At 72.0% G+C, this 25,175-nt stretch carries 24 protein-coding genes and 1 tRNA gene; 20 read left to right on the top strand and 5 right to left on the bottom strand.

Going from position 1 to position 25,175, the window contains the following annotated elements; genetic code table 11:
- Window positions 1-168: 168 nt before the first annotated feature.
- The 5 genes from AC3ANS_RS18960 (at window position 169) to AC3ANS_RS18940 (ending at window position 6,747) form a co-directional block, all read left to right on the top strand.
- On the top strand, window positions 169-942 hold the full coding sequence (locus tag AC3ANS_RS18960) for a phosphate ABC transporter ATP-binding protein (RefSeq protein WP_488296528.1): 774 nt from the start codon (window positions 169-171) through the stop codon (window positions 940-942).
- Between the two features lie 4 nt (window positions 943-946).
- Window positions 947-1,690, top strand: a complete 744-nt coding sequence (locus AC3ANS_RS18955) for a lytic murein transglycosylase (protein ID WP_488293131.1) — start codon at window positions 947-949, stop codon at window positions 1,688-1,690.
- Between the two features lie 94 nt (window positions 1,691-1,784).
- A complete protein-coding gene (gene mfd / locus AC3ANS_RS18950) occupies window positions 1,785-5,369 on the top strand; it encodes a transcription-repair coupling factor (protein ID WP_488293130.1) in 3,585 nt (1,194 codons plus the stop codon).
- A gap of 19 nt (window positions 5,370-5,388) precedes the next feature.
- Window positions 5,389-6,048 carry a SurA N-terminal domain-containing protein gene (locus tag AC3ANS_RS18945; RefSeq protein WP_488293129.1) on the top strand — a complete coding sequence of 220 codons (660 nt, stop codon included), beginning with the start codon at window positions 5,389-5,391 and terminating at the stop codon, window positions 6,046-6,048.
- 21 nt (window positions 6,049-6,069) lie between these two features.
- Window positions 6,070-6,747, top strand: coding sequence for a nucleoside triphosphate pyrophosphohydrolase (locus tag AC3ANS_RS18940; protein ID WP_488293128.1), 678 nt, complete (start codon window positions 6,070-6,072; stop codon window positions 6,745-6,747).
- Window positions 6,748-6,773: 26 nt separating this feature from the next.
- Here the strand turns inward: AC3ANS_RS18940 and AC3ANS_RS18935 are convergent, their stop codons facing one another.
- Both AC3ANS_RS18935 and AC3ANS_RS18930 read right to left on the bottom strand, forming a co-directional pair.
- Window positions 6,774-7,790: a BclA C-terminal domain-containing protein gene (locus AC3ANS_RS18935; protein ID WP_488293127.1), complete on the bottom strand. Its 1,017-nt coding sequence runs from the start codon at window positions 7,788-7,790 to the stop codon at window positions 6,774-6,776.
- Window positions 7,791-7,957: 167 nt separating this feature from the next.
- Window positions 7,958-9,106 carry an exosporium glycoprotein BclB-related protein gene (locus AC3ANS_RS18930; protein WP_488293126.1) on the bottom strand — a complete coding sequence of 383 codons (1,149 nt, stop codon included), beginning with the start codon at window positions 9,104-9,106 and terminating at the stop codon, window positions 7,958-7,960.
- A gap of 154 nt (window positions 9,107-9,260) precedes the next feature.
- On the opposite strand from AC3ANS_RS18930, the gene AC3ANS_RS18925 reads away from it, so the two are divergent.
- Window positions 9,261-10,835: a glycosyltransferase 87 family protein gene (locus AC3ANS_RS18925; RefSeq protein ID WP_488293125.1), complete on the top strand. Its 1,575-nt coding sequence runs from the start codon at window positions 9,261-9,263 to the stop codon at window positions 10,833-10,835.
- Between the two features lie 7 nt (window positions 10,836-10,842).
- On the opposite strand, the gene AC3ANS_RS18920 is transcribed toward AC3ANS_RS18925, so the two are convergent.
- Window positions 10,843-11,409 (bottom strand): tetratricopeptide repeat protein, encoded by a 567-nt coding sequence (locus AC3ANS_RS18920; RefSeq protein ID WP_488293124.1) that lies wholly within the window; start codon window positions 11,407-11,409, stop codon window positions 10,843-10,845.
- A 39-nt stretch (window positions 11,410-11,448) separates the two neighbouring features.
- Between AC3ANS_RS18920 and AC3ANS_RS18915 the strand changes: the two genes are divergently transcribed.
- The 14 genes from AC3ANS_RS18915 to AC3ANS_RS18850 all read left to right on the top strand — a co-directional run bounded on the left by AC3ANS_RS18915 (window position 11,449) and on the right by AC3ANS_RS18850 (window position 23,135).
- Window positions 11,449-12,531, top strand: a complete 1,083-nt coding sequence (locus tag AC3ANS_RS18915) for a glycosyltransferase (RefSeq protein WP_488293123.1) — start codon at window positions 11,449-11,451, stop codon at window positions 12,529-12,531.
- 157 nt (window positions 12,532-12,688) lie between these two features.
- Window positions 12,689-13,966 (top strand): phosphopyruvate hydratase, encoded by a 1,278-nt coding sequence (eno, locus tag AC3ANS_RS18910; RefSeq protein WP_488293122.1) that lies wholly within the window; start codon window positions 12,689-12,691, stop codon window positions 13,964-13,966.
- 114 nt (window positions 13,967-14,080) lie between these two features.
- Window positions 14,081-14,587, top strand: coding sequence for an FtsB family cell division protein (locus tag AC3ANS_RS18905; RefSeq protein WP_488293121.1), 507 nt, complete (start codon window positions 14,081-14,083; stop codon window positions 14,585-14,587).
- Window positions 14,588-14,756: 169 nt separating this feature from the next.
- On the top strand, window positions 14,757-15,254 hold the full coding sequence (locus tag AC3ANS_RS18900) for a DUF501 domain-containing protein (RefSeq protein ID WP_488293120.1): 498 nt from the start codon (window positions 14,757-14,759) through the stop codon (window positions 15,252-15,254).
- The gene (locus AC3ANS_RS18895; RefSeq protein ID WP_488293119.1) at window positions 15,247-16,182 is read left to right on the top strand and encodes a Ppx/GppA phosphatase family protein; all 936 of its coding nucleotides are present in this window, start codon (window positions 15,247-15,249) and stop codon (window positions 16,180-16,182) included. Before AC3ANS_RS18900 ends, AC3ANS_RS18895 begins: the two co-directional genes overlap by 8 nt.
- Window positions 16,183-16,223: 41 nt before the next feature.
- A complete protein-coding gene (locus tag AC3ANS_RS18890) occupies window positions 16,224-16,625 on the top strand; it encodes a phage holin family protein (protein ID WP_488293118.1) in 402 nt (133 codons plus the stop codon).
- Complete coding sequence (locus tag AC3ANS_RS18885; protein ID WP_488293117.1) at window positions 16,622-16,870, top strand: DUF3618 domain-containing protein; 249 nt, start codon at window positions 16,622-16,624, stop codon at window positions 16,868-16,870. The genes AC3ANS_RS18890 and AC3ANS_RS18885 overlap by 4 nt, the downstream gene beginning before the upstream one ends.
- Window positions 16,871-16,898: 28 nt before the next feature.
- A complete protein-coding gene (locus AC3ANS_RS18880) occupies window positions 16,899-17,165 on the top strand; it encodes a hypothetical protein (protein ID WP_488293116.1) in 267 nt (88 codons plus the stop codon).
- A 41-nt stretch (window positions 17,166-17,206) separates the two neighbouring features.
- Complete coding sequence (locus tag AC3ANS_RS18875) at window positions 17,207-18,049, top strand: uracil-DNA glycosylase (protein ID WP_488293115.1); 843 nt, start codon at window positions 17,207-17,209, stop codon at window positions 18,047-18,049.
- Between the two features lie 3 nt (window positions 18,050-18,052).
- A tRNA-Leu gene (locus AC3ANS_RS18870) sits at window positions 18,053-18,126 on the top strand.
- A gap of 143 nt (window positions 18,127-18,269) precedes the next feature.
- Window positions 18,270-19,838 carry a methyl-accepting chemotaxis protein gene (locus AC3ANS_RS18865; RefSeq protein WP_488293114.1) on the top strand — a complete coding sequence of 523 codons (1,569 nt, stop codon included), beginning with the start codon at window positions 18,270-18,272 and terminating at the stop codon, window positions 19,836-19,838.
- 106 nt (window positions 19,839-19,944) lie between these two features.
- Window positions 19,945-21,318, top strand: a complete 1,374-nt coding sequence (locus tag AC3ANS_RS18860; protein ID WP_488293113.1) for a sensor histidine kinase — start codon at window positions 19,945-19,947, stop codon at window positions 21,316-21,318.
- A gap of 17 nt (window positions 21,319-21,335) precedes the next feature.
- Complete coding sequence (locus AC3ANS_RS18855; RefSeq protein ID WP_488293112.1) at window positions 21,336-22,139, top strand: class I SAM-dependent methyltransferase; 804 nt, start codon at window positions 21,336-21,338, stop codon at window positions 22,137-22,139.
- Window positions 22,140-22,259: 120 nt separating this feature from the next.
- The gene (locus tag AC3ANS_RS18850) at window positions 22,260-23,135 is read left to right on the top strand and encodes a Bax inhibitor-1/YccA family protein (RefSeq protein ID WP_488293111.1); all 876 of its coding nucleotides are present in this window, start codon (window positions 22,260-22,262) and stop codon (window positions 23,133-23,135) included.
- Window positions 23,136-23,267: 132 nt separating this feature from the next.
- Here AC3ANS_RS18850 and AC3ANS_RS18845 read toward each other — a convergent pair whose 3' ends face one another.
- Together AC3ANS_RS18845 and AC3ANS_RS18840 are read right to left on the bottom strand one after the other, a co-directional pair.
- The gene (locus AC3ANS_RS18845; protein ID WP_488296527.1) at window positions 23,268-23,924 is read right to left on the bottom strand and encodes a LuxR C-terminal-related transcriptional regulator; all 657 of its coding nucleotides are present in this window, start codon (window positions 23,922-23,924) and stop codon (window positions 23,268-23,270) included.
- Between the two features lie 5 nt (window positions 23,925-23,929).
- Window positions 23,930-25,171: a sensor histidine kinase gene (locus tag AC3ANS_RS18840; RefSeq protein ID WP_488293110.1), complete on the bottom strand. Its 1,242-nt coding sequence runs from the start codon at window positions 25,169-25,171 to the stop codon at window positions 23,930-23,932.
- Between the last annotated feature and the right edge of the window lie 4 nt (window positions 25,172-25,175).

Genomic DNA, 25,175 nt, shown 5'->3' with positions numbered 1-25,175 from the left:
GCTCCACCGTGACATCAGCTCCACCGTGACACCGGCCGTGCCGGTCCGCCCCCTCCCGGGCGGACCGGCACGGCTCCCCATCTTCCGAAGGACAGCACCATGACGACTGCAGCCGACGAGACCACCGTCCTCCCGGCGGCGACCCCGCCCGTGGCCCTGGCTCCCGAGCTGGCCGAGATCGAGGCGCGCGAGATCACCGCGTGGTTCGGTGAGCGCAAGGTTCTCGACCGGGTCTCGCTGACGATGCCGGCCGGTGGCATCACCGCGCTCATCGGTCCGTCCGGCTGCGGCAAGTCGACGTTCCTGCGCATCCTCAACCGGATGCACGAGCTGGTGCCCTCGGCCCAGCTGGCCGGTGAGGTCCTGCTCGACGGCGAGGACATCTACGACCCCGCCAAGCGGCTCATCGACGCCCGTCGCGCGATCGGCATGGTGTTCCAGAAGCCCAACCCGTTCCCCGCGATGTCGATCCGCGAGAACGTGCTCGCCGGTCTCAAGCTCACCGGCACCAAGGTCTCGCGGTCCGCGAAGGACGAGCTCGTGGAGACCTGCCTGCGCAAGGGTGGGCTCTGGGAGGAGGTCAAGGACCGCCTCGACGCCCCCGGCGGAGGTCTCTCCGGCGGCCAGCAGCAGCGGCTGTGCATCGCCCGCTCGCTGGCCATCAAGCCGCGGGTGCTGCTCATGGACGAGCCCTGCTCGGCGCTCGACCCCACCTCGACGCGAGTGATCGAGGAGACCATGCGCGAGCTCGCGCAGGAGGTCACGATCGTGATCGTCACCCACAACATGCAGCAGGCGGCCCGGGTCTCGGACACCTGCGCGTTCTTCCTCGCCTCCCAGGGCACCCCCGGAGTCATCGTGGAGCACGGGGATACTGGTGCCATGTTCCAGAGCCCGCAGGACCCGCGGACCAGCGACTACGTGCACGGTCGCTTCGGATGAGTCGATGACCCATGCTCGTCTGATCGCGTCGTTCGCCACCGCGCTGCTCATCGTGACCGGCCTCGGCTACCTCGCCTCCCAGACCATCCTGGCGCGCCCGGAGCTGCCGGTGACCGGCTCCTCGGCGTACGTCGAGGCTCCGCGCCCGGACACCCGGATGGCGGCGCAGCAGGGTGCTCCGTCCGCGCCGACCGAGGTCGACCCGCACTGGGTGGCGCAGACGGCCGCCCAGGCCGGCATCCCGGCTCCGGCCGTGCGCGCCTACGCCGACGCGCAGCTTGCCGAGCCCGACGGCTGTGACGTCGGCTGGACCACGCTCGCCGGCATCGGCTGGGTGGAGTCGCAGCACGGCACGATCGGCGGACGCACGCTCGGCGACGACGGGCGGTCCTCGACGCCGATCCTCGGCCCCGCGCTGAACGGGCACGGCGACTTCGCCGCGATCCCCGCGACGCCGGAGACGACCACCTGGCACGGCGACCCCCGCTGGGACCACGCCGTGGGCCCGCTGCAGTTCATCCCGTCGACCTGGGAGACCTGGGGTGCCGACGGCGACGGCGACGGTACCGCCGACCCCAACGACATCGACGACGCGGCGTACGCCGCGGCCCGCTACCTGTGCGCGGACGGGCACGACCTCGAGTCCGGGCAGGGCTGGGCGGACGCGATCTTCTCCTACAACCACGCCCAGTCCTACGTCGACGCGGTGTACGCCGCGGCCTCGGCCTACGCCGACCGCACCAGCTGAGCGCTGCTGAGGCTGGACCGTAGACTGGGTCGACCACCCCCTGTCGCGCGCTGACCGGGGGCTCTCGTGCTGTCCGTCCCTCCTGGAGCCTCCTGTGCACCTCTCCGGCCTGGCCGACGCCGTCCTCGCCGACCCCACGCTCGCCGAGGCGATGGTCGACGCGCGTGGCGGCGGCGTACCCGCCCTCGACCTGACCGGCCCGGCGTCGCTGCGGCCCTTCGTGGTCGCCGGCCTGGTCCGCGAGGGGCGCACCGTCCTGGCAGTGACCGCGACCGCGCGCGAGGCCGAGGACCTGGTCGAGTCGCTCGGCGACCTGATCGACCCCGCCCTGGTCGCGTACTACCCGAGCTGGGAGACGCTGCCGCACGAGCGGTTGAGCCCGCGAAGCGACACGGTCGGGCGACGGCTCGCGGTGCTGCGGCGGCTGAGCCATCCGGGCACCGACGCCAGCAACGGTCCGCTCAAGGTCGTGGTCGCGCCGGTGCGCTCCGTGCTCCAGCCGCAGGTAAAGGGGCTCGGTGACCTCGAGCCGGTCGAGCTCGAGCCGGGGCAGACCGCACCCCTCGAGGACGTCGTACGCCGCCTGGCGGCCGCGGCGTACTCCCGCGTCGACCTGGTCGAGAAGCGCGGGGAGTTCGCGGTCCGCGGCGGGATCGTCGACGTGTTCCCGCCGACCGAGGAGCACCCGCTGCGCGTGGAGTTCTGGGACGACGACGTCGAGGAGATCCGGTCGTTCTCGGTCGCCGACCAGCGGACGCTGGACAAGGTCGACCGGCTGTGGGCGCCCCCGTGCCGCGAGCTGCTGCTGACCGACGAGGTGCGGGCGCGTGCCGCCGCCCTCGGCCGAGCCCACCCGCAGCTGCTCGAGCTGACCGACAAGATGGCCGCCGGCATCGCCGTCGAGGGCATGGAGTCCCTGGCGCCCGTCCTCGTCGACGACATGGAGCTCCTGGTCGACCTGATGCCCGCCGACACCCACGTGCTCGTGCTCGACCCCGAGCGGGCCCGCAGCCGCGCGCACGACCTGGTCGCCACCAGCGAGGAGTTCCTCGGCGCCAGCTGGGCCGCGGCCGCAGGTGGCGGCACGGCCCCGATCGACACCCTGATGCTGGGCATGGGTGCGGCGTCGTACCGCACCATCGCCGACGTGCGCGAGCGCAGCCTCGACCAGCACAAGCCCTGGTGGACGGTCAGCCCGTTCGGCATCGAGACGCAGGCTGAGACCGACCCGGACGTGATCGCCGGGGCGGTGCCCACCCGCACCGTCGCCGCGGCCAGCATCGACGCCTATCGCGGCGAGATGGAGCGGGCGATCGCCGACATCGACGGCTGGCGCCGCGCGGGGCACCGGGTCGTGGTGCTGCACACCGGCCACGGGCCGGCGCAGCGGATGGCCGAGGTGCTCTCGGAGCACGACGTACCGGCCCGCGTGGTCGACGACATCGGCAGCGCCGCCGACCTCACCGACAGCGTCGTCACCATCACCTGTGGTGCGATCGACCACGGATTCGTCGACGAGACCAACCGCCTGGCGATCCTCACCGGCGAGGACCTCTCGGGCCAGAAGGCATCGACCCGCGACATGCGCAGGATGCCGGCCCGCCGCAAGCGCCAGATCGACCCACTCGAGCTGAGCGCGGGCGACTACGTCGTGCACGAGCAGCACGGTGTGGGCCGCTTCGTGGAGATGAAGCAGCGCGAGGTCGGGGGAGCGGTCCGCGAGTACCTCGTGCTCGAGTACGGCGCCTCCAAGCGGGGCGGTCCGCCCGACCGGCTCTACGTGCCTGCCGATGCTCTCGACCAGGTCACCCGCTACGTCGGCGGCGAGCAGCCCTCGCTGGACCGGCTCGGCGGAGCCGACTGGACCAAGCGCAAGAACCGGGCGCGCAAGGCCGTCCGCGAGATCGCGGCCGAGCTCATCAAGCTGTACGCCGCGCGGCAGGCGACCCAGGGCTACGCGTTCGGCCCGGACACGCCGTGGCAGCGTGAGCTCGAGGACGCGTTCCCGTTCCAGGAGACCCCCGACCAGCTGACCACGGTCGACGAGGTCAAGGGCGACATGATGCGCACCGTCCCGATGGACCGCCTGGTGTGCGGTGACGTCGGCTACGGCAAGACCGAGATCGCGGTGCGCGCGGCGTTCAAGGCGGTCCAGGACGGCAAGCAGGTCGCGGTGCTGGTGCCGACCACGCTGCTGGTCACCCAGCACCTGAGCACGTTCGCGGAGCGGATGAGCGGGTTCCCCGTGGTGCTCAAGGCCCTCTCGCGCTTCCAGACCGACGCGGAGGCCCGCGAGGTCATGGCCGCGATGGCCGAGGGCTCGGTCGACATCGTGGTCGGCACACACCGGCTGCTCAACCCCGACATCCGGTTCAAGGACCTCGGCTTGATCATCGTCGACGAGGAGCAGCGTTTCGGGGTCGAGCACAAGGAGCAGATGAAGCGGCTGCGGACCTCCGTCGACGTGCTGTCGATGTCCGCGACGCCGATCCCGCGCACCCTGGAGATGGCGATCACCGGCATCCGCGAGATGTCCACGATCACCACGCCGCCCGAGGAGCGGCACCCGGTGCTGACCTACGTCGGCGCCTACGAGGACCGCCAGATCGTGGCCGCCGTACGCCGCGAGCTGCTGCGCGAGGGCCAGGTGTTCTACATCCACAACCGGGTCAGCTCGATCGACAAGGCCGCGGCCAGGATCCGAGAGCTGGTGCCCGAGGCGCGGGTCGCCACGGCACACGGCCAGATGGGGGAGCACCAGCTCGAGCAGGTGATGCTGGACTTCTGGGAGAAGCAGTTCGACGTGCTCGTCTGCACCACGATCGTCGAGTCGGGGCTGGACGTCTCCAACGCCAACACGATGGTCATCGAGCGCGCCGACACCCTCGGCCTCTCCCAGCTGCACCAGCTGCGCGGCCGCGTGGGCCGATCCCGTGAGCGGGCGTACGCGTACTTCCTCTACCCGCCGGAGAAGCCGCTCACCGAGACCGCGCACGAGCGGCTCGCGACCCTGGCCCAGCACTCCGACCTCGGCGGCGGCATGGCGATCGCGATGAAGGACCTCGAGATCCGCGGCGCCGGCAACCTGCTGGGCGGGGAACAGTCCGGCCACATCGCCGACGTGGGCTTCGACCTCTACGTCCGGCTCGTGGGCGAGGCCGTGCAGGAGTTCCGGGGCGCTGGGGCGTCCGGCGGGGAGCCGGAGCTCAACGAGGTCCGGATCGAGCTGCCCGTCGACGCGCACCTGCCGCACGACTACATCCCCAGCGAGCGGCTGCGGCTGGAGATCTACAAGCGCCTGGCCGAGGTCCGCTCCGACGAGGACGTCGACCAGATCAACGAGGAGCTCCTCGACCGGTACGGCGAGCCGCCGCAGGAGGTCGCCTCGCTGCTGATCGTGGCGAGGTTCCGCGCCCGTGCCCGCCGCGCGGGCATCGGCGAGGTCACGATCGCGGGCCGCAACGTCCGCTTCGCGCCGGTCGACCTGCCCGAGTCGCGGGTGGTCCGGCTCAACCGGATGTACCCCAAGTCGATCGTGAAGGCCCCGGTCAGCACGATCCTCGTCCCGCGTCCCCAGACCGCAGTGGTCGGGGGGCATCCGATCACCGGCATCGCCCTGCTTGAATGGGCTCGGCAAGTGATCGACGCTGTGATCGACCCGATGGCACCGATCCCGTGAAGAAACCTCAGGAGAGCACGTGAACCGCATCCGTCTGGTCGCCCTGGCCTCGGCCTCGATCTTCCTGCTCACCGGCTGCGGTGCCGTCCCTGCCTTCAGCCCCGGCGTGGCCGCGAGGGTCGGGGACGAGACCGTGTCGGTCGACAAGGTCGACGACGTGTCGACCTCGTTCTGCAAGTACGTCGAGGGTCAGCTCCAGGCCGGCCAGGTCCTCGCCCAGCACTACCTGCGCAGCCAGGTCGCCGGGTCGCTGGCGCTGCGGGTGGCGGTCGACCAGTTCGCCGCCGAGCAGGGCGTCTCGGCCGCTGCTGACTACGACCAGGCCGTCGCCCAGGCCGAGAAGCAGCTCTCCTCGCTGCCCCACGACCAGGTCCAGGCCGTCATCGACGTCCAGGGCGTGCAGGCCTACCTCCAGGCCGTCGAGAAGTCCGTCGGCGAGCAGCAGGGCGCGAGCGGCGACGACGCGACCAAGGCCGGTGAGAAGGAGTTCCAGGCCTGGCTCGCCGACCAGGACATCGACATGAACCCCCGGTTCGGGGTCTCCATCGCCGACGGCAAGGCCACCCCGGTCGACACCAGCCTGTCCTTCGCCCTGGGCGACACCTCCACCAAGGCCGACGCGGACCAGCCGGACACCGACTACGCCGGCGACCTCCCCGAGACCCAGCGCTGCGGCTGAGCGCCCTCTACGGTGGTTGAGGTGCGAGCGAAGCGATCCTCGAAACCACCCGGCCCAGGCGAGCCGCTCCTCGAGTTCCTCGAGGTGATGCGCCGGCTGCGCGCGGAGTGCGCGTGGAAGCGCGGCCAGACCCACCGCTCCCTGTCGCGCTACCTGCTCGAGGAGACCTACGAGACCCTCGATGCGATTGACACGGGTGACGCGACCGGCGACTGGGAGCACCTGCGCGAGGAGCTCGGTGACCTGCTGCTGCAGGTGTACTTCCACGCGGTGATCGCCGAGGAGGCCGGCGAGTTCACCCTCGACGACGTCGCGCGCGACATCGCCGACAAGATGTACCGGCGCAACCCGCACGTCTTCGGGTCCGCCGACGAGAACGCGGCCGGCGGCACCCCGGCCGAGATCAACGAGGTCTGGGAGCGGATCAAGGCCACCGAGAAGCAGCGCACCTCGGTCACCGACGGGCTCCCGCCCGCACTCCCCGCCCTGCTGTACGCCGACAAGGTCCTCGACCGGCTCGTCCGGGAGGGGCGCAGCCCGGTGGTCGAGCCGTCCCCTCCGCTGGTCGAGCCTGTCGAGACCATCCCCGACCACCGCATCGGCAGCCGCCTGCTCGCCCTGGTCGCCGAGGCCCGGGAGGCCGGCGTCGACCCGGAGCAGGCGCTGCGCGACGCCGTACGCGACCTCCTGGGTGCCTGACGACCCAGGTCACCCAGGAGCGCCGGTCACACGGGGGGCTCGGCCACCTGCTCGATCACGATCGACGCGTTGACGTTGATCTGGGTCCCGCCGGCCAGGGTCTGGAGCGTGACGGCGGAGATGGACGTGTGGTTGCGGAGCGTGAGGACGTCACCGGCCGCCAGGGTCACCAGCACCTCGCCCACGTTCGACTGGGTGCCGGCGGCGCTGCCGTAGGTGCCGCCCGCCACCGGGGCACCGTTGACGAAGAGCGAGAACTGGTTGGGCTCCACGGCCGAGACGACGAACCGGACGAGGTACGTCCCGGAGCTGGTCGCCATGATCGTCGTCGTGCCCGGTGTGTGGTCGAACCCGTTGAGGACGCCGTTGCTGTCGAAGGCGATGTCGGCCTCCATCGCCACCACCTGTCCGCTGGTGTTGTACACGTAGCCGCTGTTGCTGGCGGCGCTCAGGCCAGCGGGTCCGGTCGCGCCGGCGGGACCGGTGGCGCCCGTGGCACCGGTCGCTCCGGCCGGGCCGGTGGCTCCCGTGGCGCCGATCGATCCAGTCGCGCCGACTGCGCCGGTCGCACCGAGCGTGCCGGCGTCGCCCGTGGCTCCGGTCGCGCCCGTGGGGCCGGCGGGTCCGGTCGGACCGGTCATGCCGATGCCGCCGGTGGCTCCCGTGGCGCCGGCGGGGCCCGCGGGACCAGCGGGGCCGGCCGCGCCGGCAGGCCCGGTCGCGCCCGTGGCGCCGACTGCTCCCGCGGCTCCAGTGGCTCCGTCGGCACCGGCTGCGCCCGTCGCGCCCGTCGCGCCCGTCGCACCGGTGGCGCCTCGCTGCCCTTCACGGTTCCAGCGGATGTAGTTCTCGTTGGGACGGCACTTGGTGACGTCGTCGCCGGGGATCAGGCGCATCACGCCCGTCCTCATGTTGAAGCACGCGGTGATCGCGTCGTCGGGGGAGGGAGCGGCCACGGCCGCGGTCTGGCCCATGACGGCACTGACCGCCAACGTCGCGAGGGAGAGGGACAGAAGGCTGGCCGTGCGGGAGGTCCTGGTCACGGACGGAGCCTAGGGATCCGGCGCCCACATGGACACCGGTGGCCGGAAGATGGCGGACGATCGGGTCATCGACAGGCGCACAACGAGGGGTTCCCGCCCACCTGGGCTAGACCAGGTGGGCGGGGCCAAGCGGGACGTCGGAGATCGACCGCGTCGACTGGTGCGCGTCAGCCGAGCGACAGCCCGGCGGACCAGTAGCCCTGGATCGAGGCAGCGGTGTCGATGCCCGCGGTCACGTCGGCACGCACCACCACAATGGCCTGGGTCTGGTTGGTCATCGGGATGGACAGGCCAGTGGTCGTGCACGTCGAGACGGTTCCGATCGACACGATGCCGGTGAGGGGGGGAGCCAGCGTGCAGACCGCACCTGGCACTTGCGTGAAGACGTCGTTCGGGGTCGGAGACGTCCACAACTCGACCGTCAGGGTCACGCTGGTGCCGATCAGGGCGTTCCCGGCCGTCGTGGTGAAGTAGCCGTTGACGGCGGTCAGCGTGTGGTCGCCCGTGATCGGCTGCGCCAAGCCGGCGATCGCATTGTTCGTGCCGTCGATCGTCCCGCCTGTGATGGTGACGTTCTGGGCCGCACCGGCGCCGCTGATCGGCAGCACTGCCACTTTGTTGTTCAACCCGCCGAGCGTCGTCGTCACCGTCACGTTCTGGCCGCTGCTGCTGGCGAGCATCGGCCCGGAACCGTTGACGCCGGCGGGACCGGTCGCTCCGACTGCTCCGGTCGCGCCCTCGGCGCCCGTGGGTCCGGTGGCACCGGTGGCACCCGTGGGTCCGGTCGGACCGGTCATGCCGAGCGCGCCGGTGGCGCCCGCGGCCCCTGCGTCGCCGGTGGCCCCGGTGGCACCCGTGGGTCCGGTCGGACCGGTCATGCCGATGCCGCCGGTGGCTCCCGTGGCGCCGGTGGCTCCCGTGGCGCCGGTGGCGCCCGCGGCTCCGGCCGCGCCTGCGGGGCCCGCGGGACCAGCGGGGCCGGCCGCGCCGGCAGGCCCGGTCGCGCCCGTGGCGCCGACTGCTCCCGCGGCTCCCGTGGCTCCGTCGGCACCGGCTGCGCCCGTCGCGCCCGTCGCACCGGTGGCGCCTCGCTGCCCTTCACGGTTCCAGCGGATGTAGTTCTCGTTGGGACGGCACTTGGTGACGTCGTCGCCGGGGATCAGGCGCATCACGCCCGTCCTCATGTTGAAGCACGCGGTGATCGCGTCGTCGGGGGAGGGAGCGGCCACGGCCGCGGTCTGGCCCATGACGGCACTGACCGCCAACGTCGCGAGGGAGAGGGACAGAAGGCTGGCCGTGCGGGAGGTCCTGGTCACGGATGGAGCCTAGGGACACGCGGTGCCGTTGGCCATGGGCTGCCGGGAAAGTGCTGAGAGCGACGCCGGTCCGACGACAGCTGAGAGCGATCGGTCGCCACGAGCCTGGCGGAGGGAGCCGAGCCCCGCGACCGGAGACGGCATGATCTGCCGCGTGTCCGTCCCTCGCTGTCGCGCCGTGCTCACCTCGCTGGCGCCTGCGGTGCCGGCGGCGGTGGTCGCGTGGGTCGTCGCCGCGGCGGCGCTGCTGCCCGCCGACGCGCTCGCGGGGGTCCACTCCTACACCGGCAACGGGTACGACGACGGCGTGTATCTCGGGGCGTCGGTCCGGCTGCTGCACGGCTCGCTGCCCTGGCTCGACTACGACCTCCTCCATCCGCCCGGTGCGGTGTGGATCGGCGTCCCGTTCGCGATCCTGGGCGAGGTCACGCACGCCTCGGTCGGCCTCGCCGCCGCGCGCATCGCGACCGTGGTCGTCGCCGGGCTCGACGTGCTCCAGGCGGGGGCCGTCGTCAGGAGCCGCGGCCGACTGGCCGTGTTCGTCACCGCGATGCTGTTCGCGGTGATGCCCGTGTCGTACGCCGCCACGCAGACGCTGCTCCTCGAGCCGTACGTGGTGCTGTTCTCGCTCGCCGGGCTGACCGTGCTGACAGTTCGGTCCGGGGAGATCGCGAGCGGTCGGCGGCTCGTGCTCGCCGGGTCCCTGGTCGGCACGGCGATGTCCATCAAGCTCTGGGCGGTCCTGGTGGTGCTCGCCGTGGTGGTGGCGCTGCTCCCGTCGTGGCGGGCGATCCGGGACTGGGGCGTCGGAGTGCTCGCCGGCGCGGCGGTGGTGACGCTGCCCCTGGCGGTCCTCGCACCGGGACGCTTCGTCCACGACGTGGTCGTCGCCCAGCTCTCCCGACGCGACCTCGGCCGAGGCCCCAGTCTCCACGAGCGGCTCCCCGTCGTCCTCGGGCTCGAGGCATTCCCGGGCGGGGGTGCCGTCGCGTGGGCACCGTGGCTGCTGGCCGCGGCCGCGGCCGTCGTGGTGGCCGGCTTCGTCGCCGACCGGTCGCGCGGGCGGCTGGCTCGCCTCCACCTGGTGACGGCGGTCGTGGCTCTCGCGACCCTCGGCCTCATGTCCCGGCCACGCCAGTTCTTCGACCACTACGCGTACTTCGTGGTCGCCATGCTGGTGCTCCCGGTCGGCCTCGGCGTCGCTGCGATGGTCGACGTGCTCGCGACGCTGCCGCGGCGCGGCGGTGCGGGCGGCCGGCGCTCGCCGTGGCCGTCGCGGGCGGCGTGCCTGGTCCTGGTGCTGGCGGCACTCCGCCTGATGCCGGGTGCCGTCGAGCGCTCCTACGACTACACCGCCCAGAGCGACGACCCCGGCCAGCTGATCCGCAGCTACGTCCCGAGTGGTTCCTGTGTGGCGACCGACCTACCCACGATGCTGCTCGTCGCCGGCCGGCTGTCCACGTCGGCGTCCTGCGGCCCGCTGGACCCGTTCGGTGCGTGGTTCGCCGAGGACGACCTCTCGCCGCCCGGCGCCCCGCTGCCGTACGAGCCGGCCTTCGTCGACCACTGGGCCGCGTGGCTCGAGCACGCGGACTACGTGGTCCTGTCGATCGCGCAGAGCAGCTTCGTCCCGTGGACCCCGCAGCTGGTCGCGTGGTTCGACCGCCACTACGTCCTCGTGGGTGCCGGCCCGCGGACGTACGTCTACTTCCACCTTCCGGACGCCTGAGGCGCGGTCACTTGTACGACGGCGCCTCGACGTCGGCCATCGACGGATCCAGCTGGACGCCCTTGCCGAGGTACTTCGCACCCTCGTCCTTCTCTCCCAGGTGGACGAGGGCGAACCCGAGGCGCATGTAGGCGGCCGCCATCTTGGGCTCGGCCGCGATCACCCGGCGGTAGAGCTCGACCGCGGCCTCGAGGTCGGTGGACTCGGTTAGGATGCCCTTGTTGAAGAGCGCCGGGGCGAACGCGTCGTCGGAGGAGAGGGCGGCGTCGTACGCCGCCATCGCGGCCTTGTCGTTGCCCGCCCGCTGGGCGATCACACCGAGGTTGTAGTGCGCGTAGACGTTGCCCGGGTCGAGGGCGAGGACGTTCTCGAAGGTGCCCGTCGCCGCCGCGGTGTCGCCGGCGGCGAGCTGGTCGAGGCCCTTCTGGACGAGGGCGTCGGCGGCGGCTGTCGTGGACGACGCTCCCGCGCTGGCGTCGTCCTTCGACCCTCCGTCGCTGTCACACCCGGCACCGACGGCAGAGACGAGCAGAAGGACCGCGGAGGCAGCGAGCAGGCGCAGGGGTCTCGGCACGGCGCTCAGTGTAGGGAGCGACGGCCCTAGGATGCGCGCATGCCCGGCCTCGGACTGCACATGATCGTCAAGGACGAGGCACACGTGATCGAGCGGTGTCTGCGCAGCGTGCGCCCGCTCGTCGACTGGTGGGTGGTGTCCGACACCGGGTCGACCGACGGGACGCAGGACCTGGTGCGGCGCTGCATGACCGGCGTCGACGGCCTGCTGATCGAGCGGCCCTGGGTATCGTTCGGCCACAACCGGCAGGAGGCGCTCGAGGCCGCGCGCACGCTCGAGCAGAGGCGACCGGGTGACTACGTCCTCTGGATCGACGCCGACGACGAGCTCGTCGACCTGCCGGCCGAGATGCCCGAGCTGACCGCGGACGGCTACCACCTGGAGGTCCAGTACGGCGCCACCCGCTACCAGCGGCTGGCCGTGGTCAGGCTGGGCCGGCCGTGGCGCTGGGTGGGTGCGATCCACGAGCACCTCGAGCTGCCCGGGGCGACCCTCGACCGGCTGACCGCGCCGCGCATCGTCCAGCGGCACGAGGGCGCGCGGTCCCGTGACCCCGCGACGTACCTCAAGGACGCCGCCGTCCTCGAGGCCGAGCTGCGCCAGCACCCCGACGACCCGAGGACCCAGTTCTACCTCGCCCAGTCGTGGCGCGACGCCGGCGATCCCGAGAAGGCCGCCGCCGCCTACCGCGTGCGGATCGCGAACGAGGCGGGCTGGTCGGAGGAGCGGTGGTACGCCCGCTTCCAGCTCGCGGTGTGCCTGGAGCGCGGAGGCCGGCCGCACGCCGAGATCGCCGCGGCGTACCTCGATGCGTACGCCGCGCTTCCCTCGCGCGCCGAGCCGCTGGTCGAGCTGGCGCGGCTCGAGCGCCTCCAGCAGCGCTTCGAGGTCGCGGTCCTCTACGCCCGGACCGCGTCGAGGATCCCGCAGCCCGGTGCCGACGCGCTGTTCGTCGACCGCGACGCCTACGCCTGGCGGGCGCTCGACGAGCTGGCGGTCAGCTGCTACTGGTGCGGGCGCTTCGACGAGGGCAGGCAGGCGGCCGAGCGTGCCCTCGCCGTGCGGCCCGGAGACGAGCGACTGCGTGCCAACCTGGGCTGGTTCGACGCACGCTCCGGCTGACGGGGTGGTGCGCCGGTGCACCCCGGGCCACACGACCTGAACTCGCCGAGTCGTTGGTCCCGAGGACGCCTGGAGGACGGGTCGCGGGCCCCGGCACGGTCTAGGGTGGTCATGCCCGCAAGAAGACCCCCAGCAGACCCAATCCAGGAGCAGTCACGTGGCATCCATCGAAGCCGTCGGCGCCCGCGAAATCCTCGACTCACGAGGCAACCCCACCGTCGAGGTCGAGGTGCTGCTCGACGACGATTCCTTCGCCCGGGCCGCCGTGCCCAGCGGCGCCTCCACCGGCGCGTTCGAGGCGGTGGAGCTGCGTGACGGCGGCGACCGTTACCTCGGCAAGGGCGTGACCAAGGCCGTCAACGCCGTCATCCAGACCATCGCCCCCGCCGTCGAGGGCCTCGCCGCCGACGACCAGCGCCTGATCGACCAGACGATGCTCGCCCTGGACGGCACGCCCAACAAGGGCACGCTCGGCGCCAACGCGATCCTCGGCGTGTCGCTGGCCGTCGCCCGCGCCGCCGCCGACTCCGCCGGCCTGCCGCTCTACCGCTACGTAGGTGGCCCCAACGCCCACGTGCTGCCGGTGCCGATGATGAATATCCTCAACGGTGGCTCCCACGCCGACTCCAACGTCGACGTCCAGGAGTTCATGATCGCCCCGATCGGTGCGCCGACCTTCCGCGAGGCCATGCGCTACGGCGCCGAGGTCTACCACGCCCTGAAGTCGGTGCTGAAGAAGAAGGGCCTGTCCACCGGTCTGGGCGACGAGGGCGGCTTCGCGCCCAACCTGGACAGCAACCGCGCCGCGCTCGACCTGATCGCGGAGGCCGTCTCGGCTGCCGGCCTGACCTTCGGCAAGGACATCGCGCTCGCCATGGACGTCGCCGCGTCGGAGTTCTACAAGGACGGCGCCTACCAGTTCGAGGGCGGCGCCAAGACCGCTGCCGAGATGACCGCCTACTACGCCGACCTGGTGTCGTCGTACCCGATCGTCTCGATCGAGGACCCGCTGGACGAGGAGGACTGGGACGGCTGGAAGACCATGACCGACCAGCTCGGCAGCAAGATCCAGATCGTCGGCGACGACCTGTTCGTCACCAACGTCGAGCGCCTGCAGCGCGGCATCACCGGCGGCCAGGCCAACGCCCTGCTCGTCAAGGTCAACCAGATCGGCTCGCTGACCGAGACCCTCGACTCCGTCGACCTCGCGCACCGCAACGGCTACCGCTGCATGATGAGCCACCGCTCCGGCGAGACCGAGGACACCACGATCGCTGACCTCGCCGTCGCGACCAACTGCGGCCAGATCAAGACCGGCGCCCCGGCGCGGTCCGAGCGGGTCGCGAAGTACAACCAGCTGATGCGGATCGAGGAAGAGCTCGGAGATGCAGCGCGCTACTCCGGCGCGTCGGCGTTCCCTCGGTACGCCGGCTGAGCGAACCTAGGACGTATGCCGTCCGAGAGTCGCCGCACGCCGCCGCGCGCACCGCGCCCCCGGGGGCGGTCGGGACCTGGAAGGGTCTCGGCCGCCACCCGCACGGGCCGGCCCGTGCCGGCGGCGTCGGCGTCTCCGGGCACCCCCGGGCGGCCCGGCGCGGGGTCTGCCGAGAGGCGCCGGCCGCGGCTGACCGGCCGGGCCGCGATCCTCGTGCTGGTGCTCGCGGTCCTGACTGTCTCCTACGCCTCCTCGCTTCGGGCCTACCTGCAGCAGCGTGACCAGATCGGCGACCTCAAGAGCCAGATCGCCCTGCGCCAGGCCGACATCGACGACCTCGAGCGTGAGAAGCGGCGCTGGGAGGACCCCGCGTACCTCCGCCAGCAGGCGCGGGACCTCAACTTCGTGATGCCGGGCGAGACGGCGTACGTCGTCCTCGACGAGAACGGCGACCCGTTGCAGAGCGACACCTCCCTCACGGATCCGTCCACGGTCGCCCGCAAGGCCCCGAAGGCCTGGTGGTCCACCGCCTGGGAGTCCGTCGAGCTGGCCGGGCACCCGCCGGTCCCCGACCCCACCCCGACCGGCAAGATCGACGAGAAGATCACCGGCACCGACTGATCGCTGCCCCACGGTGGTTGAGGTGCGAAGCGAAGCGAGCCGGCACGGTGGTTGAGGTGCGAGCGAAGCGAGCCGGCACGGTGGTTGAGGTGCGAGCGAAGCGAGCCGGCACGGTGGTTGAGGTGCGAGCGAAGCGAGCCTCGAAACCACCTGCTGGAAGAATGCCCCCGTGATCGACGCCGACGACATCGCCGCCATCGAGGCCCAGCTGGGCCGCGAGCCCCGCGCCATCCACGAGGTCGGCCACCGCTGCCCGTGCGGCAACCCCGACGTGGTCACCACCGAGCCGCGACTGCCCAACGGCACGCCGTTCCCGACGACGTTCTACCTGACCTGCCCGCGGGCCGCGTCGCGGATCGGGACCCTCGAGGGGTCGGGCCTGATGAAGGAGATGCAGGACCGGCTCGCGGACGACCTGGACCTGGCGGCGGCGTACCGCCGCGCGCACGAGCGCTACCTGGAGTTCCGGGCCGGCCTGGGTCAGGTGGAGGAGATCGAGGGGATCTCCGCGGGTGGGATGCCCGACCGGGTCAAGTGCCTGCACGTGCTGGCCGGCCAGGCGCTCGCCCAAGGCCCCGGGGTGAACCCGCTCGGCGACGAGGTCCTCGAGCTGCTCGGCCCCTGGTGGGAGTCCGGCCCGTGCGTGGAGGTGTCCGACGGTGGTTGAGGAGGTTGCGCCGCAACCGTCTCGAAACCCGGTGGCGGCGATCGACTGCGGCACCAACACGATCAAGCTGCTCATCGGTGACCTCCCGGAGGTGGCGGTCCGCGAGATGCGGATGGTGCGCCTGGGCCAGGACCTCGACCGCACCGGCCGGATCGCCGACGAGGCGCTCGAGCGGGCGTTCGCCGCGATCGACGAGTACGCCGGGCTGATCCGCGCCCACGACGTGCCGGCTGACCGGATCCGCTTCTGCGCGACCTCGGCGACGCGGGACGCCGCGAACGCGGCCGACTTCGTCTCCGGGGTCCGTGACCGGCTCGGGGTCGAGCCGGAGGTCGTGTCCGGCGCCGAGGAGGCCGCACTCTCCTTCGCCGGGGCGGTGCGCCACCTGCACACCCGGCCCGAGCTGCCGGTGCTGGTGGTGGACATCGGCGGCGGCTCGACCGAGCTGATCCTCGGGTCGGCCGGCCCCGAGCAGGCGCACTCGATGGACATCGGGTCGGTGCGGCTGCACGAGCGCCACCTGCCCGGCGACCCGCCCACCCCCGAACAGGTGGCGGCCTGCACGGCCGACATCGAGGCCCACCTCGACGCCTCCCCCGTCGACGCCGCCGCGGCCGCGACCGTCGTCGGCGTGGCCGGCACGGTCACCACCTTGGCGGCCGCCGTGCTGGACCTCCCGGCGTACGACCGCGACGCGCTGGACCAGGCCGTCCTGCCCGTCGCCGACGTGCACGCCGCGGTCGACCGGCTGGTGGGGATGAGCCACGAGCAACGCCGGGCGCTGGGCTTCATGCACCCGGGCCGTGCCGACGTCATCGACGCCGGGGCGCTGATCCTGTCCGCGGTCCTGCGGCGCACCCGCGCCACCCATCTCGTGGTCTCCGAGGCCGACATCCTGGACGGGATCGCCTGGTCGATCGCGCGGTAGCCACCCGTTTCCCGACCGCACGAGGTGGGCACCGGGCCCTCATGAACGACCCACGTACGACGACGGACGAGCCGATCGGTGCGCTCGTGCACCGGCTGTCCGAGCAGATCCCGGAGCTGGTGCGCGGCGAGCTGCGCCTGGCCCAGGTGGAGCTCGCGCAGAAGGGCAAGCGCGCCGGGCTGGGCATCGGCATGTTCAGCCTGGCCGGCATCCTCGCGTTCTTCGGAGCGGCCACGCTGATCGCGACCGCGATCGTCGCGCTCGACCTCGTGCTGCCGCTGTGGGCGGCGTGCCTGATCGTCGCCGGCGTGCTGCTCGTCGGGGCGCTCGGCGCGGCGCTGGGTGGCCGCAACGAGATCCAGCAGGCGACACCGGTCGCGCCCGAGGTCACGATCGCCAACGTCAAGGACGACGTCTCGGCGCTGAAGGGGGAGTCCCGATGAGCAGCAACGGCACCTCGCCGGAGCAGATCGAGGCCGACCTCGCCCGCCAGCGCGAGGAGCTCGCTGCCACCGTGACCCAGCTCCACGCCAAGCTCGACGTGAAGTCGCGCGCCCAGCACAAGGCCGCCGGTCTCAAGGAGCGGGCCACCACCGCGGACGGCAAGCCCCGTCCCGATCTCACGGTCGCCGCGGTGCTCGCTCTCGCGCTCGTCGCCGGGCTCGTCGCCTGGCGACGGCACCACTGACACCCGCACGCACGACGAAGGAGACTCCATGAAGAAGCTCACCCTGCTCACCGGCTTCGCCGCCGGCTACGTCCTCGGTGCCCGCGCGGGCCAGGAGCGCTACGAGCAGATCAAGGCGGGCGCGTCGCGCTTCGCCCACAACCCCAAGGTGCAGGCAGCCGCCACCAAGGCCCAGGACACGGTGACCGAGCAGGCAGCCACCGCCGCCGACGCCGCCAAGGAGAAGGTCTCGGACGTCGCCTCGACGGCCGCCGACAAGGTACGCCGCGAGGCCTCGATCCAGCCCGCCCCCTGATCCGTCTCCGGGCTCGACAGGGGGTGCGGGAGGATGGCCGGGTGACCGGCCTGCTCCCGCACCCCGCCACGGGCGAGCTCTTCGACTCACCCGTCGCGCCCGGCACCGGGTGGCCGGGCGACCCGGCCACCGCGGCTACTCCCGTGGCCGCGACCGCGGCGCAGGTCGGCCGACTGGCGCGTACGTCGGACCTCGCCGAGCTCGACGCCCGGGTCTCGGTGTGCCGCGCCTGCCCGCGGCTGGTCCGCTGGCGCGAGGACGTGGCGCGCGACAAGCGGGCCTCGTTCTCGAACCAGCCCTACTGGGGGCGCCCGGTGCCCGGGTGGGGCGTGCCCGACCCGCGGGTGCTGGTCGTGGGCCTGGCCCCGGCCGCGAACGGTGCCAACCGCACCGGGCGGATCTTCACCGGCGACCGCAGCGGCGATTGGCTGTTCGCGAGCCTGCACCGCGTCGGACTCGCCACCCAGGGCACCAGCGTGCACGCGGCCGATGGTCTCGAGCTGATCGGCACCCGGATGATCGCGACCGTGCGTTGCGCGCCACCGCAGAACAAGCCCAGCGTCGTCGAGCGGGACACCTGCGCCCCGTGGATCTCCGCCGAGCTCGCGCTCGTGGTCGACACGGTCGAGGTCGTGGTCGCGCTCGGGTCGTTCGGCTGGGACGCGACCCTGCGCTCCTTCGCAGCCCTCGGCTGGGACGCCGTACGGCCCAAGCCGCGCTTCGGCCACGGCGTCGAGGCCGTGCTCACCGGCCCGGACCGCGACATCACGCTCCTCGGGTGCTACCACCCCAGCCAGCAGAACACGTTCACCGGCCGGCTCACCGAGCCGATGCTGGACGACGTCCTGCGCCGCGCCGCGGTCCTTGGGAGAATCGAGGCCTGATCGGCCCCCGTATCCCAACCGGCAGAGGAAGCCGCCTTAAAAGCGGCGCAGTCTGGGTTCGAGTCCCAGCGGGGGCACCGCGCGGACCAAAGTCCCGTCGAGATGTGCCTCAGGTCCTCCTCGGAGCCGCCGAATGTGGTGATATCGCCCGCCAACACGGGCGGCATCTCGGGCCCACCCCAGTCGACTCCGCAGGGAGTCCCCCATGGAAGGACCCAGGATGCGCAACATCCGTTGGACCGTCGGCCGCCGGATCACCGTGATCACCGGTCTCGGCCTGATCACCACCGCTGTCGTTGCCCTCGTCGCGGCGTCCGCCGCCGGCGGTGTCCGCAACGACGCCGGCCGCGCGCTCGCCCACCAGGACGCCCGGGCGATCTACCTGCAGCTCGACACCCGCTCCAGTGAGCTCAAGGTCGACGCGCTGAAGTCCCTCACCGCTGCCGACCCGGCCAGCCTCCAGGCCGACGTCACCGACGACACCGGCAAGGTGGCGGACTTCATCGCGCAGCTGCGCCAGATCCCGCTCGACCCGAACGACAAGGCCGAGATCGACGACGTCGAGAAGGCGTTCAAGGACTACACCGACGCGATGGCGGCGTTCGTCGACGGTGCGGTCGCCGACCAGGCGGCGCAGCGACGGCAGGCCGACCAGATCCAGGCGGCCAACGACAAGATGGACGTCGTCCTCAGTGCCGCCTCCGAGGCGCTCAGCAAGGACGCCGCGGCCGCGTCCGCGAACACGGTGTCCGTCGCCGGGTCCATGCGGACCACAGTGATCCTCGTCGCCGTGCTCGGTCTCCTCATCGCGGGTGCCAGCGCCTGGCTGATCACCCGGAGCCTGGTGCGCCCCCTCAAGGCGAGCATCGCGGCGCTCGAGCGGTTCGCGCGCGGTGACCTCTCGCACCGCCTTCCCGAGAAGTCCTCGGGCTGTGTCGGAGACTTGGAGAAGGCCTTCAACGGGTCCATCGAGTCCGTGAGCTCGATCGTGGGGACGGTCCGGTCCTCGGCGGATGCGGTGGCGGCTGCGTCGGAGGAGTTGTCGGCGTCGTCGCAGCAGATTGCTGCGGGTGCTGAGGAGACGTCGGTGCAGGCGGGTGTGGTCTCGGGTGCTGCGGAGGAGGTGTCGCGGAACGTGCAGACGGTTGCTGCGGGGTCGGAGGAGATGGGTGCGTCGATCCGGGAGATTGCGCATTCGGCGAATGAGGCGGCGCGGGTGGCTTCGCAGGCGGTGTCGATGGTGGAGGTGACCAACGAGACGGTGGGGAAGTTGGGTGCGTCGTCTCAGGAGATCGGGAATGTGGTGAAGGTGATCACCTCGATCGCGGAGCAGACGAACTTGTTGGCGTTGAACGCGACGATCGAGGCGGCTCGTGCTGGTGAGGCGGGCAAGGGTTTTGCGGTGGTGGCGAACGAGGTGAAGGAGCTGGCGCAGGAGACGGCGCGGGCGACGGAGGACATTGCTCGGCGGGTGGAGGCGATCCAGGCTGACACGGGTGGTGCGGTGGGTGCGATCGGTGAGATCGCGGCGATCATCACCTCGATCAACGACTATCAGTTGACGATTGCTTCGGCGGTGGAGGAGCAGACGGCGACGACGAACGAGATGTCGCGCAACGTGGCGGAGGCCTCGACGGGTTCGGGTGAGATCGCGACCAACATCTCCGGTGTGGCTGCTGCTGCTGACACCACGACGCAGGCGGTCAACCAGACGTTGACCGCGATCCAGGAGCTGGCGCGGATGTCGACCGAGCTGCGCTCCGAGGTCTCGCGGTTCAGCCTGGTGTGACCCCCTGCCCAGGTTTCCCCAGGAGGGGGCGGGGTACGGTCGCGTCCATGCAGGTACGCCGGTCTCTCGGGGATCTCGGACCGGTCGCTCGGGGTCCCCGGGTGACGTGAGCGGGTCGTCGGAGCGACGCTGGCTGCGAGCCCACCGGGCCGACCTCCTGCTCGTCGCGATCATCTCGGGTGCGGCCTTCGCGTTGTCGGCGTGGCTCGACCTGTTCGAGCGCTACTACCGCTGGTCGCGTCCCCACGAGCGGCTGAACCTCGACGAGCTGGTCATGGCGGGGATGGCGACCATCCTCGGGCTGGTCCTCTACGCCTGGCGCCGGCACCGCGAGACCGAGGCCGAGACCGCGGCGCTGCGGTCGACGGAGCGGGCACTGGCCGAGACCGGCGAGCGCTACCGCTCGCTGTTCGACTACCACCCGCACCCGGTGTTCTCGGCCGATCTCGAGGGTCGCTTCACCGCCGCGAACCGGGCCTCCGAGCTGCTCGCGGGCTACTCCGTCGACGAGCTGCGGTCGATGGACTTCTTCGCCCTCGTGACCGACGAGGACGCCGAGCGGACCGCCGAGGCGTTCGTGGCGGTGCTCGCGCGCGAGCCCCGGGTGCTCGACCTGCGGGTCCGCCACCGAGACGGCCGGCTGATCGAGCTGACCGTCACCGCCGTCCCGATCGTGGTCGGCGACGAGGTGGTCGGCGTCCACGGCATCGCCGAGGACATCACCGAGCGCAACCGGCTCCAGCGTGACCTCGAGGAGGCGCGTCGTGCCGCGGAGGACGCGAACGCGGCGAAGTCGGTGTTCCTCGCCAACATGAGCCACGAGATCCGGACGCCGCTCACCAGCGTCCTCGCCGCCAGCGAGCTGCTCGCCGACAGCGGGCTGGACCCCCACCAGCAGCGGCTGACCGACATCATGCACCGCTCGGGTGCGCGACTGCTCCGGCTGGTGGACGAGATCTTGGACCTCTCCCGGGTCGAGTCCGGACACGCGACACTGGACCGCAGCGAGCTCGATCCCCGCACCCTGATCGGCGACGTGGTCGCCCCCGCGGGCGAGGCGGCGCGTGCCAAGGGCCTCGACTTCGAGGTGGTCGTCGACGGTGCGCTCCCGGCCCGGGTGTACGGCGACGGCGTCCGCGTCGCGCAGGTGCTCACCAACCTCCTCGACAACGCGGTGAAGTTCACCCCCGTTGGCTTCGTGCGTCTCTCCGTGCTGGCCGAGCCCGTCGACGACGACCGGCTCGACCTCCACCTGGTCGTGGCGGACTCCGGCATCGGGATGAGCGCCGAGGAGCTCGGGGGCGTCTTCGAGTCGTTCCGACAGGCCGACCCCTCGATCACCCGCCAGTACGGCGGGAGCGGGCTGGGCCTGACGATCGCCAAGCAGCTCGTCGAGCTGATGGGCGGCTCGATCGAGCCGGCCAGCGCACCTGAGAGTGGCACGACGTTCACCGTGCGCCTCCCGCTCGCGTTGCGCTAGCGCCCTATCATCGCCAGGTGCCGCCGCTCTGGTCCCGACCCCGCACCCCCGAGCCCGTCCGCGAGCGGCCCGCCGGCCCACCGACGTCGGCCCCGGCCGGGTCTCGCCAGGTGGGGGAGGGGTTCTTCGACCGGTTCCCCGCCTTCTACGACACCAGCGAGACCTCGTCGTTCCCGTGGCGGCTGAACCTGCGCCACGAGGCGGTGTTCACCGAGAACGCCGACCTGTTCCCCGGCGCGCGCGTGCTCGACATCGCCAGCCACGACGGACGCTGGTCGATGGCCGCCCTCGAGGCGGGCGCGGCCTCGGTGCTCGGCGTGGAGGCCCGGCCCGAGCTCGTCGACCAGGCGAGCGCCACCCTGCGTGGCTACGAGGTCGACGAGTCGCGGTACCGCTTCGTGGCCGGCGACGTGTTCGACGTACTCGCCCGTGAGGAGCCGCAGGTCGACGTCGTCCTCTGCCTGGGCTTCCTCTACCACACGCTGCGCCACAACGAGCTCCTCACGCGGATCCGACGTACGGGCGCCCGACACGTCGTCATCGACACCGAGATCCACCGCGGCGAGGAGGCGGTGCTCTGGCTCGACGACGAGCACGTCGCGCGCCAGGGCAACGCCGTGGCCGACGAGTTCTCGTACGGCGACACCGTGCTGACCGGCCGGCCGACGCTCGCCGCCCTCGCACTGCTGGCCCGCGCCCAGGGGTTCACCGTCGAGCGCCTCTCGGACTGGGACGCGCTGCTGCGCGACAACCCCGAGGCCGACCAGGTCCGCGACTACCGGATCGGCCGGCGCGCGACCCTGCGGCTCACCCGCACCTGAGGCCGGCGCGGCTCGGGAACCAATCGAGGAGGCCAGGCGTTCAACCCGGTGAGCCCGCCTAGACTGGGCTCTACTGGTGACCCGTCAGAGCGACGACGCCCCCGGCCTCGAGGAGAGACCATGCAGAGCAACAATCCTGTGTTCCGCCGCTCGGAGGAGTTCCACGCCTCCGGCGCCAACGCCTACGGCAACCAGACCTACGCCGGCAACGGGTCGGCGCACCAGGGTTACGGCCAGACCGGCTACACCGACCCCGCCACCTGGGGCACCGGGACGCCCGGCCAGCCGGGCACCAGCCCTGCCGTGTCCAGCGGCCCGATGACGATCGACTCCGTGGTCCAGAAGACCGCGATCTCGCTCGGCCTGGTCATCGTGGCCGCGCTCGCCACCTGGGTGCTGACCCCCGACATCGAGAACGGCCAGGTGAGCGGCGGCCTGATCTCCGCGGTCACCCTCGGCTCGCTGGGCGCCTTCGTGCTCTCGATGGTCAACTCGTTCAAGCGAGTGATCAGCCCCGCGCTCGTGATGGCGTTCGCGGTGCTCGAGGGCGTCGCCCTCGGTGGCCTGAGCAAGCTCTTCGACGTGCAGTTCGGTGACGGCGTCGTCTCCGGCGCGGTGATCGGCACGTTCGCGGCCTTCGCCGGGACGCTGGCGGCGTACAAGGTCTTCGACATCAAGGTCGGCAACAAGTTCCGGATGTTCGTGATGGCCGCGGTGTTCGGCATGGTCGGCCTGAGCCTGATGGAGCTCGTGCTGAGCATGTTCAACGCCGACATCGGTCTGTTCGGCTTCGGCACGATGGGCATGCTGACCGCGATCGCCGGTCTCGCGCTCGGTGTGTTCATGCTGGTGATGGACTTCGACTTCGTCGAGCAGGGCATCGCCAACCGCCTCCCCGAGCGGGAGTCGTGGCGCGCGGCGTTCGCGATGACCGTCAGCCTGGTCTGGATCTACACCAACCTGCTGCGCCTGCTCGCGATCTTCAGCGACAACTGAGCTGCCCGAGGCGGCGCTTGCGCCGACTCGGACCCAGCAGCCAGATCGAGTAGCCCCGCGGCTGAGCGAAGCGAAGCCGCGACGGGCGAATCGAGATCCACCACATTGACCCGCCCGAAAGCCTCGGGCGGGTCAACGTGATTTCGGGCCGTCCAGCCAGGCGAGCACGGCCAGCACCCGGCGGTTGTCGTCGGGTGCCGGGGGCAGGTCCAGCTTGGTGAAGATCGCGTTGGTGTGCTTGCCGACGGCCTTCTCCGAGACGAACAGCCGGGCCGCGATGGCGGCGTTCGAACGCCCCTCGGCCATCAGCGTGAGCACCTCCCGCTCACGGGGCGTGAGCCGCTCCAGCGGTTGCTCGCGGCCGGCGCCGCTGACCAGACCGGCGACGACCTCCGGGTCGAGGACGGTGCCGCCGCCCGCGACCTGGCGGACCGCGGCCACGAAGCCGTCGACGTCCGCGACGCGGTCCTTGAGCAGGTAGCCCACCGCGCCCTCGCCGCTGGCGAGCAGCTCGCGGGCGTAGAGCGGCTCGACGTACTGGCTGAGCACGAGGACTGGGAAGCCCGGGCGGGCCCGACGGGCGGCGATCGCGGCGACCAGGCCCTCGGTGGCGTACGCCGGGGGCATCCGCACGTCGACGATCGCGACGTCCACGTCGGGCGAGGTCAGCGCTCGGGTGAGCGACGGCGCGTTGTCGACCGCCGCCACCACCGTGATGCCGCTCGCCTCGAGGATCCGCGTGAGCCCCACCCGGAGCAGCGCCTGGTCCTCGGCGACCACGGCCTTCAGTGGGGCTAACGGGTCGTCCGGCACGGGACCTCCATCGTCACGATCGTCGGCCCGCCTGCCGGGCTGGCCACCTCCAGTGTGCCGTCGAACGCCGCGAGCCGCCGCGCGATCCCGGCGAGCCCGCCGGCCGGGTCGTCGGTGTGGTCATCGGCGCCGCCCCGGCCGTCGTCACCGACCTCGAGGTGCAGCGTGCCGTCGGCGTACGACCCGACCACCCAGGCGCGGGAGGCGTCCGCGTGCTTGACGGTGTTTGCCAGGCACTCGGCGACCGCGAAGTACGCCGCGGACTCGACCGGCTCGGGGATGCCCCGGGGCAGGTCGACGGCAACGGTGACCGGCAACGGGATCGGCAGCGCGAGCGCCTCGATGCCACCGGCCAGGCCGCGGTCGGCGAGCGCGGGCGGATGGATGCCGCGCACCACCGAACGCAGGTCCTCCAGCGCCGAGACCGTGGTCTCCCTGGCTTCGCGCAACAGCTCGGCGGCGGCAGCGGGGTCGGACTGGAGCAGCTTCTCCGCGAGGCCGACGTTCATCCCGACGGCGGCGATCCGCGCCTGGGCGCCGTCGTGGAGGTCGCGCTCGATGCGGCGCACCTCGGCGGCCGAGTGGTCGAGGGTCTCGCTGCGCGAGGCCGCCACCTCCTCGACCCGGCGCTCGAGCCGCTCGACGCGGGAGTGGCCGAGGATGTTGCGCTCGGCGACCGCGCGGCCCCGGACCAGCGCCGGGGTCACGCACCACCAGACGACCAGCAGCGGCCCGTCGAGCAGCACGAGCAGCCACCACCAGAACCCGCCGTCGAAGACCACGCCGCCGAGGTGGGTGATCGGGGCCGTCAGCATCGCCACGGGCAGCAGCGACATCACGAAGCCACCGGTGGCGGAGAACCACAGGAAGCCCACGTCGCGCCAGCGCGCCTTGTCGGTCAGCCACCGCACCGGCCGGGTGACGACGTTGGTGCCGGTCGTGTCGGCGTACGCCGTGGTCACGCGCTCGCCCAGCAGGGAGCCGCTGATGCGCCGGTGCACGGCCGTCAACGCGGCCGTGGCGGGCACGACCCCGAGTGCGAGCACGAAGCCCGCGAGCACCAGCCCCAGCGGAATCGCCAGGAACGTCAAGATGCCCAGGGCCAGAGCCGGTGCTGCGAGGGCGGCGTAGACCGCGGAGACGGCCGTCAGCCGGAGCCGGTCGACCAGGGCGTCCCCGTCGACCGGCACCGGGCGGAGCGATCCGATCGGCCGCAGCAGCATGGTC

The organism is Nocardia sp. 149-1B (genome assembly GCF_057747975.1).
This window is presented reverse-complemented; position numbering and strand designations above follow the sequence as displayed.